At 61.0% G+C, this 12970-nt stretch carries 12 protein-coding genes; all 12 read right to left on the reverse strand.

The genetic code is table 11. The features are described from left to right. Window positions 1-44: 44 nt before the first annotated feature. Entirely contained in the window at window positions 45-623 is a 579-nt protein-coding gene (locus tag C8D93_RS19800) for an RDD family protein (RefSeq protein WP_110266982.1), read from the reverse strand. Window positions 624-641: 18 nt separating this feature from the next. Continuing rightward, window positions 642-1295: a hypothetical protein gene (locus tag C8D93_RS19805; protein ID WP_110266984.1), complete on the reverse strand. Its 654-nt coding sequence runs from the start codon at window positions 1293-1295 to the stop codon at window positions 642-644. Next, on the reverse strand, window positions 1295-2347 hold the full coding sequence (locus tag C8D93_RS19810; protein ID WP_146216680.1) for a hypothetical protein: 1053 nt from the start codon (window positions 2345-2347) through the stop codon (window positions 1295-1297). The genes C8D93_RS19805 and C8D93_RS19810 overlap by 1 nt, the downstream gene beginning before the upstream one ends. Before the next feature lie 17 nt (window positions 2348-2364). After that, on the reverse strand, window positions 2365-2853 hold the full coding sequence (locus C8D93_RS19815) for a hypothetical protein (protein WP_110266996.1): 489 nt from the start codon (window positions 2851-2853) through the stop codon (window positions 2365-2367). Between the two features lie 9 nt (window positions 2854-2862). Then, complete coding sequence (locus C8D93_RS19820) at window positions 2863-3507, reverse strand: hypothetical protein (RefSeq protein ID WP_110266988.1); 645 nt, start codon at window positions 3505-3507, stop codon at window positions 2863-2865. Window positions 3508-3537: 30 nt separating this feature from the next. Next, a complete protein-coding gene (locus C8D93_RS19825; protein WP_170124144.1) occupies window positions 3538-5568 on the reverse strand; it encodes a hypothetical protein in 2031 nt (676 codons plus the stop codon). A gap of 42 nt (window positions 5569-5610) precedes the next feature. Continuing rightward, the gene (locus C8D93_RS19830) at window positions 5611-7068 is read right to left on the reverse strand and encodes a peptidoglycan-binding domain-containing protein (RefSeq protein WP_211307441.1); all 1458 of its coding nucleotides are present in this window, start codon (window positions 7066-7068) and stop codon (window positions 5611-5613) included. Window positions 7069-7079: 11 nt separating this feature from the next. After that, window positions 7080-8519 (reverse strand): ATP-binding protein, encoded by a 1440-nt coding sequence (locus C8D93_RS19835; RefSeq protein ID WP_110266992.1) that lies wholly within the window; start codon window positions 8517-8519, stop codon window positions 7080-7082. Window positions 8520-8523: 4 nt separating this feature from the next. After that, entirely contained in the window at window positions 8524-11016 is a 2493-nt protein-coding gene (locus C8D93_RS19840) for an Hsp70 family protein (RefSeq protein WP_110266994.1), read from the reverse strand. After that, window positions 11013-11384: a hypothetical protein gene (locus C8D93_RS19845; RefSeq protein WP_033980414.1), complete on the reverse strand. Its 372-nt coding sequence runs from the start codon at window positions 11382-11384 to the stop codon at window positions 11013-11015. Before C8D93_RS19845 ends, C8D93_RS19840 begins: the two co-directional genes overlap by 4 nt. Before the next feature lie 15 nt (window positions 11385-11399). Further along, a complete protein-coding gene (locus tag C8D93_RS19850) occupies window positions 11400-11606 on the reverse strand; it encodes a helix-turn-helix domain-containing protein (RefSeq protein ID WP_049284949.1) in 207 nt (68 codons plus the stop codon). A 156-nt stretch (window positions 11607-11762) separates the two neighbouring features. Beyond that, window positions 11763-12970 (reverse strand): helicase-related protein (locus C8D93_RS19855; RefSeq protein ID WP_146216681.1); only part of this gene is annotated, 1208 nt, incomplete at its 5' end.

The following is a 12970-nucleotide window of genomic DNA, read 5'->3' on the forward strand; positions in this document are numbered from 1 at the left end:
GCCTTCTCATCTGCTCTTCCTTGGGCGCCACAGGCGCCGTCTGATTAGAGCAGAACATCACTTATCCGACTGTCCGACTTCGCGGGTCCACTTCTCACCACTGCGCTGGTGGATGTATCCCACAGCGTCGTGCCGGTTTTCGTGAGCCGCCGATACGCGAACAGTTGCGTGAACAGCGCGACGAATGGAATGCCGAACCCAACGCCCTGAACAAAGACCAGAAATGATCGGTTCAGCGCCTCTGAAAAGGACAGCAAGTCGCCGCCCGGATGCGCGACCCTGATGCCAAACAGCCACTTTGCCGGGGTGGTCCCGAACAACGAGAGCAACAAAGCTTCGGCGGGCAGCCAGATCAGATACAGCACGACACTGGCGATGATCGGGTTCTCAATTGCCTTTGCGAAGCCCGCCGCCTGTTCGGGCATCGTCGCGCTGAAAGCAATTATCAAAAGAAGGAACAGCACGAAGCCCGCAGTGCAAATGTCGACCGTGCGCGCAAACAGTCGCCGCCACGGGTGATGCTGCCCTCCAAGAAATGTCTTGCTTTGATCAACGGGCGAGGTTGATTGTTGGGCGTAGCAGCTGGTGGTAGGCGACGGGGCGTTGGGGTCTTCGTAGGCCATTGGCTGTTCCTGTTCTTCTTATCGAATCACGATGCTGCTCTTCAATCGGTTGTGCGCCGCGATTGCCTGCGGATCGCCTTCGATATACGAAAGCGTGATCAGGGCTTTTTCAGCGCCCAGCGGCACATGGTATTGAGTCACCCGCATCGTCTCTGCCGAGTTGGCCGACGATGTGCGTCCGTAGCGAATGATCAGGGCGGTCTGGCCTCCAATTGGTTCGACGGCAAAGCTCGGGCGTCCAACTTCCTTCATGCCGTACTTCGCCATGCCCGCCCACATCGTTGGGGACTCCTCGCGCCACACGTCCGCCAAGTCCTTGAGCACCTGTTGCTTGTTGGCCAGAACCTCCTGCCGGACATCCGCTTGAGTAAGCGGCGGCTCCATCGGGATGAACGACACCCGGACAAAGACCCGCGAGGGTGCTGGATAGGACTGCGCCGAAAGCGATGCCACATGCTCAGTGGCAACCCCGGTGACCTTCTCCGCAAACTCCTTGACGCGCCTGCGCTGTTCCGCATCGCTGATCGTCCAGTCGCTCGGAACCTCAAGCTGGACTCGGCCTTTGACGTTGAGCTTGGTGTAACCGGCCGACTGCGCGGCAACCGGCAGGGCGACGGCAGCCAACAAGCAGAAGCACAGGGCGGAGAATATTGTTCTTGCTTTGTTCATCATCAGTTCTCGGTGAGGAGGCTGTTCAGCAGCTCCTGCTGGACAGCTTGCAACTGACCACGGCTCTGCGGCGAGCCGGTACCTTCGTAAACATTGATCGAGAGCGGGAGGGCGTTCAGGAGCGTGATCCCGCTGATCCCCGTGACCGGTCGGCTGGTTTCCCCAACGCTCATGTTCATCCGCATGGAAAAATAGACCGCGTTCCCGTCCCGCCCAATCGGCTCAAACTTCATATCAGACAGGCTGATGTCGCTGTTCTCGAACGACGCTTTCAACCGTCGATTGAGTTCGGCTGCGTTCACCCGCGGACTCGACTTGGAAAGACTGGAAAGGAATGCCTCTCGCGGCATTTCGATTCGCTGGAAATTCCCCTTTGGGCCGATGAGCTGGATCTGCAGCCAGTGATCCAGCATTTCCCTCCGGCCCTCGCGGTAGTCCTCCAGCTCGGAACAGCGGACTGCCGCATGCACGAGGCGGGAACCTTCTCCGAGGGAGCGTCGTGCCAAGTCCATCAGATCCACTTCGCGCGCCGATTTGCCTGGCGTGCAGTAGCCACTCGGATTTGAGAACACGATCTGCTGGCCGAGCACGTTCACGGATTCCGTGGCTGTGTTCCGGTGGCTGAATGCCTCCGGAGCAGGCTGCTGTCTCGGTGTGACTGGCACAGCAGTCGGCGGTGGATAGGCGGCGACAGCCGTGGTGGGTGCTTGCGCAACCGGAGCCGTCGTCGAAGGGGTGGACTCGTTCTTGGTCGCGTTGACGAAGATGATGAGCAGAAGCCCGATTCCCAACCCGATGCCGACCATCCACTTGCCGGTGGTCACATCGGAAGAAGTGTCGCCCTTTCCCGTTGGCGGCTGATGCGTGGCGGAAGCAGCCGGGCTTGCCTCGGCCCGCATGGGAGGAGGCTCTGGAGGTGGTGGGGCGCTCGGCGGCGGGGCGACTTCCGGAACAGGTTTGCTGGCTGGACGATCCTCTTCTACATCCGAGACGAGTGTCGAGAGGCCGGAGAAGCCCGTGGCGTTTCCTTTTTGTTTGTCGTCAGCAGCAGCCACGGCTCCTCATCTCCATCTCATAGCCGCAGCTTGGTGTAGACGCCTTCGACCATGCAGTCGTCGCCATCCTCAAACCGCAGCCTTCCGAAACCGGAAGGCGAAATCGTCAGGTAGGCCTCCTCGCCGAGCGCGAGGGACAGGCAACTCGATGTCTTGATGTACGAGTTCGTCCCGAAGACCTCATACCAGTCATCATCCTCGTGACTGACCGTCACCACGTATTTCCCCGGCTCCTGCTTCGACAGGCCAAAGACCGCCTTCACATCGCACTTGTCCTTGCTGTCGAAGAAGATGACCTCGCCGCCATAGCCTGACGTCTTGAGGATGGCCTCCTCAGAGTAGGCGTAGACGTAGCAGTAGCGCGTCTGGATGAAGATGTCCTTGCCATCGATCTTGTAGACGTTGCTGCCCTTGCGGGTCAGGTTCACCTCGTAGTTCTCGGCCAGAACAGGCGCGGCCTGAAGGCACATCAATGCCGCGAGTGCCGTCAGAAGCGTCTTCTTCATCGCCATCACCTATTGGGATTGGAAGCTCGACAAGCGGCTCTTCACGAGGTCGAGCTTGGCCTTGTGAGCCAGCGGCCTGTTGAAAGCACGGTTCTGGATTTGGTCGGACACTTTGCTGATGGCGATGTACGCCATGCTCAGGCCCGACTCGCGCTCGGACGCCTTCTTCTCGACGAAGTCGTAGGGGAAGTTCTCGCAGAACTTGTGGAAGCCGGAGAACTGAGCGACATCCTTCGTGAACCGGAAGCCGTCCGGGGTGAGGCGCGAACGCCGGGGATGGTATAGATCGACGAACAGAATGAACCACTCTGCCCCGTTGAATGACACGGCCTCGAACACATCCACCGTGCCGATGGCACCGAGACGATGGAAGAGGATGCGCTGGCCTGACTGGGTTTCGAGTCTGGACAGATACGCCAGTTGGCCGATTGGCCCGTTGACCGGAATCGGATTCGTCTCGATGAAGCCAAACGGGCCGGTGCCGTTCGGGTCTTTGTCGTAGGCCGGAGCGGATTCCAGCATCGCCTTCATCTCCGGATGAACGAGTTCCATTTGAAACTTCTCGTCATCGAGGATGCGGTGGATGCGCGCCAACGCCTCGCGCAGCGCCTTGTCTTCTTTGTTGCCTCCGAATAGGTTGGAAAGAAATCCCATAACGCTGCTCCGCTGAATTCTTGGACTAAATCACTGTAACAAATCGCTCAAGCGGCGCATTCCCGGCTTCTTGAAGGCCATGCGAATGGCCTGTTCCAGAATGTGGGTGTTCGCCCCGTGAATGTAGGAAATTCCGGCGTTGACCTTCTTGTCGTCCTTGGCTCCAATGCAGAACGAACCATCGGCGCTCCACACATGGACTTGACCCCATGAGCAGCGCACCTTCTCGTTGGAGCCCAGGAACTTGCGCCGCACGAGCGTGATGCCGTCGTCGTGAAGGAGCGCGTCGCCGAAGTGCAGATCACGCCCAGCTTTCAGGGCTTCGAGCATTTCGGCGAGTAGGCGCACGCAGACCGCCCGCCAGAGCTTGTCAATGAACGTGCTGTAGATGTCTTGCTTCTTCAGTTCCACGACCGCTTCGGAACTCCGGTTGCCGAACGCAATCGTGTAGGTCGTTCCGGTGGGGATGCCATTGACAGAATGGCTGACGCCACCCCAACGAACGCGCGTGATCGAGTCGAGCGGAAAGTTCTGGCCCTTCCACGAAACGCCGTCTGGGGAAATGCTCAAGGCATCCTTGAACATCACGCCAATCTCGGCGCGGTAAGTGATTTCGCGCGCCCACTCGTCTTTACGCGATGCCGCCTGCTTGCGTTGTTGGAAAATGTCCGCGAGCGCGTCCGCGTCCTCCTCGACGCGATCAGCGATTTCTGGAACCTCAGAAAAAAGTTCCTGAATCAACCCGGTCAGTCGCTTCGAATGAGCGAGCATGTCGTGCTTGTTGAACAGGTCGATGGCAAGGCCGCGAATTTCGTAGGCCAAGTCGCGGCTCGCTTCGTGGTCGATGCCGCGCGCTTTCGAACTCAGTTGAATGGGCTGGGCGATCTTGTCCCAATTACGCGCAACTGCATCGAGCTTGTCCACGTAGGGTTTGACGGCGGCTTCGCCGGAGCCAGCGTGGTCTCTGGCCGCCTTGATGAGCTTGTGGACGTTCTCCGCCTCCTTTTGCAGGATGCCGTGAGTCTCTACCTCGTAGCTGTCCACCAGGTCATCGATCAGTCCCGGCGCATGATCCTCGCCGCCGGAAGTCACGCCATCCACTGTTTCGGTCATCACTTGGATGAGCGTCATCGGCGGCAGCCTGTCGAGCGCATCCTTGATGGCACCACGGTAGTACCGCTTGCGCTCGGTCAGTTCGGCTTCGATCTGGTCGAGCGCACGCACTTCCGGAAAGCCGGACACGGCGCGATCTTCATTTATGTCGCGCAGCACCTCTTCCGGGGTCAGCTCCTCGGCGAGGTAGGCGGCCTCCATGATGAACCCGGCCAGGTCGTCCGCATCGTGCTCACCATCCACGGCTTCGAACGCGGCAGCCAGTAGATTCAGGTGGGCGAGCGTCGGCAGGCCTGATTCCTCTCGGATGGCCATCGGGTCGTTGAGCAGGTTCTCGACCAACTGGGTCGCCTTGCGCGGCGAGACGCCGGGAAGCCACGCGATCTCCGCGCTCAAACGGGTGCGCGGGTTGGTCAGGTCGGATCGCGCCTTCTGGCAAACGTCGTGATCCAGTTCCAGAGACTTCTCTTCCGCCAACTCGACGATGCGCTTGCGGTTGTCGCGGGTCGTCACGCCCAAGACCGCGAACGCCGACTGATGCAGCGCGGTTGTGGTGAGGCGAGGCTCCTGCTTGATCGGCGGTGGCGGCGGATCAACCCGCTGCGAGGCTGCCGGAGGGTCCGGTGGAGGCTGCCGCGTCGCTGCTGGGGGCAAGGGCGCTGGCGTGGGAGTTGCCGGTTGGGATTGCGCTCCAAGCATCGCCAGAAGCTGCGGATCTTTCAGCGCATCAAGCGCCTGCACGAGTGCTTCGCGCGGAACAGATAGCTTCTTGCCATTGCGCAACTCGTGGCTGTATTGCGCAAGCTGATCTTTTGACGACAGATGATCGGACAGGGCGAGCGAAACGGCATACTCGCTGTTTACACGCGGCGCAGCGTTGCAGTTCCGGCAGGCGACCAGTGCGCCGGACTTCGCGGAGCCGCATTTGAAGCAGATTGCCATTGCCATCTACTCAGTCCCCCTGCCATAGCTCGTAGTGATTAGAGCGCATCACCTGTTCCCCGCCCGTCGTTCAGCATCTGCAACTCGCGCGGCTTCATCTGGAGTCAACAGGGAGTGCTTGCACAAAGAAGGGTACTGGCCGGAAATGCACGTCTGAAAGTTGACTCTCCTTTCCGCTGCCGCCACTTGAATTGCTTCATCCGATGTAAGCAACGAGTGCTTACACAAAGATGGGTAGTTGCCGGAAACGCAGGTTTGAAAGTTGACGCGCCGCTCTGCGGCAGCGACTTGAGTAGCTTCCTCTGGTGTCAACAACGACCGTTTGCAGAGCGATGGGTAGTTTCCAGACGCACAGGTTTGGAAATTGACACGCCTTTCTGCGGCTGCCACTTGCACCTTCTCGTCTGGTGTAAGCAGCGCGTAGTTGCAAAGCGATGGGTACTGTCCTGAAACGCAGACACTGAAATTCTTGGCGTCCCTGCTCACCGAAGCTGGCTGAGTTTGTTGCGGAGGCAACGCATCTGGTGCAGATCTCGACGGAGGTGCTGCGCTCTGTTCTGGCGAGTAGTCGCGATTGGGTCTTGCTGTATTGCTGTTCCTGGCTACCGATGAGGCTGAATTTAGTAAGGCAAGCAGGTCACCATCCGGCTGCCCGTCCTGAGTGAGGCCCATGTCTCGCTGAAATGCGATGATGGCCGAACGAGTGCCCCTTCCCATCAATCCGTCAGCGGTGCCAGCTTCGTAACCGAGTTCGTTGAGCTTGCGCTGGATCGCTTGCACCGTCGCATCTGGGGCAGGACGCGCAGGCGCCGGGGCGGATAACGAGCCAGTGGAGGGGCTGCGGGCAAATCTGCTCCTGCCCTCAGCCTGAAGTTGACTCCGGTACGGCTCCACATCCCGCCGCGCACTCTCCAACGCGCCACTGCGATAGCGGAAACTCCCGCAGCGGCTGTTGTAGTCGGCCACCATCGCGTTGAACCGGTCCACATCGGAGTCGATGTAGCTGTTGACCGCAGACTTCGCGCCGTCCATGCGGATGTCTTCAGCCAGGCAATATCGAATCTGCGCCGTCGAGAAGACGAGGTCTTGCCCGACAGGGGGCTTTGATTCCTGCGGGCGCGACGGTACTTGTGGTTGCGCTGGCGGCGAATAACTCGGCGCGGTGCTTTGCGCGGGCGGGGTGTAGGCGGGAGCCGGGGACGTCGTGTTCTTGTTGGACTGGCCGATCAGCCAGAGCACACCGATGACGGCAGCGATGCCCAACACCCACTTGCCGCCGGACGAGCCAGAGGACGGCTGCGCAGGCTCTTCATACGTTTGACGCTCACTCGCCTGCGGCTGCGGTTGAGCAGGCTGCGAGGCTGGACGCTCGGCGCTCGTTGCAGCGCCTGTGGGTTCCTTCTTGGCAGCAGGGGGCGGCGTCGTGTCCACGTCGGACACGAGCGAGGAAAGACCGGCAAAGCCTTTGCCTTCTGCCTTCTTTTGTTCTTCTTCGCCCGCTGCCACAACTGCCTCCCCTAAATGAATCCGATGCGCCGCTTGGTCTCGCCACCCTCACGTTCCCGCGCCGGCGACGAGTGCAGTGCGGCCAACAGGCTGGCCTGATCCAACCGATCCTTGCCGCTGCGCGCCGCCAGTCTCGCACCCTCGCGCACCACGAAAGAGACGTCGGACAGCGGTCTGCCCGCCAGCTCCATCGCCAGTGGCTTGGAATCCACGTCCGACTCCTTCGGCAAGGAGGAGAGCAGCTTGTCCAGCAGCGACTGCACTTCAACCTCGCTGGCGAAATCCACCTTGATGACGTGATCGAAACGCCCTCGGCGCTGGATGGCCGGGTCGATCATGTCGATACGGTTGGTCATGGCGATGATCAGCACGTCGTTCTTCACCGCCTCCGGAATGCGGCGCAGGAACTCGGCCACTTCCTCGACGCGGTGATGACCCGACCCCATCTCGCGGTCGGCAAGGAATGCTTCCATCTCGTCGATCACGAGGACGGACGGCGCGTTCTCCATCGCCTTGTCGAACACCTGCGCGACCTTCTTGCTGGTCTCGTGGATGTAGGGGCTGGCGACGCTGGAGGCGTCGATCTGGAAACTCGGCCAGCCGAGGAAGTCCACCAGCCGGTCGACCGCGAAGGTTTTTCCGCAACCCGGAGGGCCGTGCAGGATCACCGCTGACGGGAACTCGATGCCGAGCGACTTGTAGCGGTCGCGGTGCAGGATGATGTCGACGATGTGCTCGTTGAAGAAGGCCGCCAGTTCGGGACGCCCGGCGAGTTCGAAGACCTTGTTGGGTTCCGGCTCGGCGTGTTTGACTTGCTCCACCTTCTCGGCGGGGGCGGCTTCCGTTTTTTCGGCAGGAGTCGCAGGCTTGCGCTCCAGCGGGATGATTTCCGCGACTTCGAAGCCCGCCGCTTGGACGACATCCTTCAAATGGCCCGCACCGAGCCAGCTCATGGACTGACGCAGCCGACGAAAGGATGTGGCCGGAATGTTCGTGCCGCCCGTCAGCCAGTAGCCGAGCACGACATCGTCGCCGGTTCTGGAACTGATGCTGTAGGTCGGCAGCAGCCGCGTGATCTTCTCGACGTAGAGAGCGTCTTGCAGCGGGGAGTCCGCATCGATGTCGCGCGTTGCCTTCAACGCCAAGGCGAAGGAAAGCGCCTCGGCCTTGTTGTCAGGAGACTTCGCGTCGCTGACCGGGCAAAGCGTTTGGCTCGGCCCACACGAGATCGACCGCAACTGGCGGTCGCCGAACTGCGATGCGTTGAGCGTCCCGTCTTCAATCAGCCCCGCTTCCAGCCAATGCTGCGCCAGCGTATCCAACACGACGAGCGCGCGCCCGCCACCCATCGTTTCGTAGATCTGCCAATCCGTGCCCTCGAACAGCGCGGCGCGAACTTTCGCGCCATCTGGCAGCTTGAATCCGATGGGGAGCCATGCGTCGAGGGCCATGAGATCAACTCCGAACGATATTGGCACCGGCCATCATGTCGTCGTCACCCACAGAGCCGACTCGAATCGAGTCGAGGTTGACGACCACCGCGCGCAACTTGTCGATGTCGTTGGCCTTCAGTGCTTCGGCTCCAACCGCCACGAGCTGCGCGTGCTCTCTAGCATCGGGGAAGAGATAGGTGTCTTGCGCCAGCCACTTGAAGCGTTCGATGACGAACCAGTCCTGACGCCACAAGATCATGAAGTTGCGGCCGCGCAGATCGTCCAAGTGCGACTCGAAGTCGCTGCTGTTGTTTTCAAGCGCGCGCCGTGCCGTCTTGACCAAGTTGTCGAACGACGACGCCTCCGTGGGGCGGGCGTGCTGGCGGACGACCTTGTCGAAGAAGTCAACCGCCTTGTCCAGTTCAAGCTGGCGGATGTCCTTCAGGTGCTCCTTGCGCGTCAGAGCCAGCAGGCGCTTGGCCTCCTGCACGTTGTCCATCGCTTGCTTGGCGGTTTCCGGATCGGCCTCACCGGACTCGATGGTGCTGGCCTGCTCCAGTTTCTCGCGGGCCTGTTCCAGACGTGGGTCATCTACTTTGGATGCCATCTCTTCGAGACGCTCCAGCGTGTGCTCCGACTGCTCCTGAATATTCTTGGCCTGATTGGAGTAGTCGATCTTGCCTTCCTGGCTGGAGTAGTAGTTGCGCCCGCTCTTGAATGAACCGCTGATCGACGGCACCGAGACTTCCAATTGGATGTTGCCGGAGTCGAGCACTTCGAACTCGCAGACCATCTCCGCGCCTGCGGCGATGACGCCGTCGTCGAAGTCCGTGCCCTTGATCTCGAACATGCCAATGAAGCGGTTGTCGTTGATGGGATCGGAGATTTCGCCTTCCCACAGCTTGAACTTGATCGACCCGGCGCTTCCGGCCTTGAGGGATTCGCCTGCCTTGAAGGACTTCTTGCCCTTCTTGGGTAACTGGTCGCCTTCACGCACGAGGTAGTCCAGCACCAAGCGCCCGCCAACCTTGTCGCGGGCCTCCACGCCGATGGAGTGGGACGCGGGAATCGCGTCGATGCTGGCGGCGGTTCGCGCGATGACGATCTTGTCCTCGCGCAAGGCGACGGGCGCGCCGTTCGAGTCGAACACGAACACCTTGAAGATGTTGTCGCCGGGCTTGGTCAGGCTGAGTTCGACACTTGCACCATCCTTCAGCGCAACGCGGCCGGACGACCAACCCGTGTCCAGGCTGTCGATCTGAAACTCGATGCCCGCGGGCGCGCGGCCGCCGAACTTGGCGACGATCTTGGCTCTCGGTTCCGGCGTGCGCGCGATGTAGTTGAATGAGAGATCGATCCCGCCCCCGGCACTGAGCGCGCCACGGGCGCTCTTGCGCCCACGGCTCTGCGAGGCCCAATCGATGGACTCGGCGAACACCGCTGCTCCTTCGGCAACCGCCGTCATCGGGTTCACGTCGGTGGAGGGCGCGATGCCAAGCTCGAAGGCAACCTTGTCGCGCAGCGGCTTGTAGTGGGTCGGGCCACCGACAAACACAACGCGCTCGACATCGTGCGGACTCAATCCGGCCTTTTCGAGCGTTTCACGGGCGGACTGGATGGACTCTTCCACCTTCGGCGCGATCAGCGCGTCGTAGCGTTTGCGATCAATGGCGATGTCGATGTAGATCTCCTCGCCAGCCTGATCGCGGACGCCCAGCTCAGTTTCAGGAAGGCTGACGACGGCGTCTTCCTTCTGCGACAACTCGATCTTGGCCTTCTCGGCAGCCCACGTAGCCATGCGCAGCAGGGATTTGAACTGCGGGTTGGCGGCCAGGTCTTCAGGAAGATCGAAGTTCTCCAGTAGCCACGGCTTGACGACATTGTCGAACAGGATGCGGTCGAAGTCGCGCCCGCCGCACATGGCAATGCCGCCGTGAGCGAGCAGGTTCACCCGACCCGCGATGCTTTCTGCGATGGCAATGTCGAGCGTGCCGCCACCGAGGTCATAGACGACAAACACACCGTCGTTCTTCCGCTGCCGCATCACACTCATCACGGCAGCGACCGGCTCCTGCATCAAGGCGACGCGCCCGAGGCCCGCTGCATCGGCGGCGGACATCGTCGAGTCCTTCTGCATCTGGTTAAACGCAGCTGGAACCGTGATGACAGTGCCAGTGTCGCCGTCGCCACGGATTTCTTCAGGCAAGTAGCCGAACAGGGTACGCAGCACCTCGGCGGAGCACTCCTCCGGCGTCATGGTGAGGTTGACTGCGGGCAGCTTCACTGGCGTGCTCGTGCCCATGAGGCGCTTGAACAGCACAGCAGCGTTGTCGGGATTGCGCGCGGCGTTGTTGTATGCGCGCGAGCCGACGTATTTGTTTCCGCGCCGGTCGATGAAGATGGCGGATGGAGTGACGTCGTGCTGCTCCGGACTCTTGAAGAGCTGAATCTTTTCTCCGTCGAAAGAGGAGATGGCACTGTTGGTCGTGCCGAGATCGATTCCGACGTATTTCATGCCCCCACCTTCCTCAGCATTACCGTGCCTTGTTTGCGCAGGCCGTTCGGCCCCATGATGATCGGTTCCACCATCTGATCGACGAGGAGCACGTCGTCAGGGCCGAAGTCGCCCACGTTCAAGGCGGAAGCCGCCATGCCTGGGTCGAAAGGTTGCCCCTCGACGTTGACCAGCTTCAGGCCGTTCGACTCGAGGCTTTCCTCGACCTTCTTCTGGAAGTAGCGGAGCTGGTTGGCATAGCGGCCCGACTCGCCCGCATCGAGCTTGCTGACGACCTTTCCGAACAGACGCGAGAAGCGCCAACTCTCGACAGCGATGTCGATCAGCGACTGCTCCATCTGCTCATTGCTTTCGGTCTGCTGAGTCATCAAGCCCTCCTGTGGTTACGTCTTGTCTGCTTTTCCGCCCTTCGACTGCTGCTGAATCCATTCAGTGATCTCCGCCTTGGAGAACCGCCATGTCCCACCAACCTTGAACGCGGGGATCTTCTTGGCCGCGGCCAGCCTGTAGATCGTCCGCTCCGTGACCTTCAGGAACTCTGCGACCTGCTTGAGGGTGAGGATCTCGCCCTCGCTGGTACTTGTAGGCATGGTGATGGCCAGTCTAGGTAAAACTATGACAGAATAGTGCAGAATTTTCAGGGCAGCAATGACATACGTCACGGCGGTCACCCCGCTGTGTGCTGCCCGAGGGCTTTGCTGTAAAGAGGAAGCGGCCCCCGAAGGGGCCGCCAAGTTCAGCAACGCTCAATGCACCAACTGCCGGGCCAGTGCCACCTCCACCGAGTCGCCGTCCTGGTTCAGGACATCGAGTCCGGATTCGGGCACGTCGCCCGATGTGCTCTGCGACACCATGATCTTCTTGGCCATCAACCCCAGGCAGGTCATCTGCGAGGAATTGGCGTAGCCGAGGTAGACCACGCGCACCGGCTGCTTCTGGCCGATGCGCCATGAGCGCCGGGCGGCCTGCTGCAGCGAATACACGTTGTAGCCGGACTGGAGGAACACGATGGTCGGGAACTCCAGCAGGTCCAGGCCGGTTTTCACCAGCTCGGGATTGGTTATGAGCACGTCGATGCCACGGTCCAACTGCTCGGCGATCCAGTCCTCGCGGCGGGAGGCATCCACGCTCGCGCGCAGCACCGCCACCTTGAAGCCTTCCTGCTCCAGCAGCACCTTCAGGCGCGACGTGGTGTCGCGCGTGCCGGTGTAGACCGTATAGACCAGGATCTTGCGACCTTCTGCTTTCTCCTGCTTGCAGATTTCGATCAGCTCGCGCTCCTTGGGCATCACCTCCAGCTCGTTGAACTGAGCCGGGACGAAGGCCAAGGTGTTGCGCGTGCGCGGATGCACCACCGTTTCCGACCGGAAGCAGCAGTCCGGCCAGGCCAGCAGCACGTTGAGGACCACACCGAGCAGCGTCGTGTCGCGCTTCGCCAGGGCCTGCTTCAGCTCCTGGGTCAGGCGACCCGCCAGATCGCGGTAGGCCGCGGCTTGCGCCGTGTCCATCGCGACTTCGCGGAACTCCTCGTCGTAGGGCGGCAGCACGTTGCCACCGATGTCCTTCAACTTGAGGAAGACCGTGAACGGCAGGACGCAACGCAGTACGCCCTTGGGACCGAAACCCGGCGCCTTGACCGTGCGCACCGATACCTTGGTGCCCTTGGCCGTCTTGTGCGCCGTGCCGGTGCTCTCGGAGTAGATGTCCTTCAAGACACCGTGATCGCGCATGAACGCCATCGCGGCCGAGGTCATGCTGCCGCTCTTCGTCGGCCGGTAGCCGTCTTCGATCATCCGCCCCGGCAGGGCTCGGAACAGCAGGTGGAACAGGTCGTCGCCGTAACCGCCCATCAGTGTGCCGGTGAGCAATAGCGTCTTGCGCGCCTTGGCCGCCAACACCCCCATGGCCTGGCCCTGTGCGGAGCCGCCGTTCTTGTACTCGTGTGCGACCACCG

Source organism: Sinimarinibacterium flocculans (assembly GCF_003201205.1).
Taxonomy (GTDB): Bacteria; Pseudomonadota; Gammaproteobacteria; order Nevskiales; family Nevskiaceae; genus Solimonas; species Solimonas flocculans.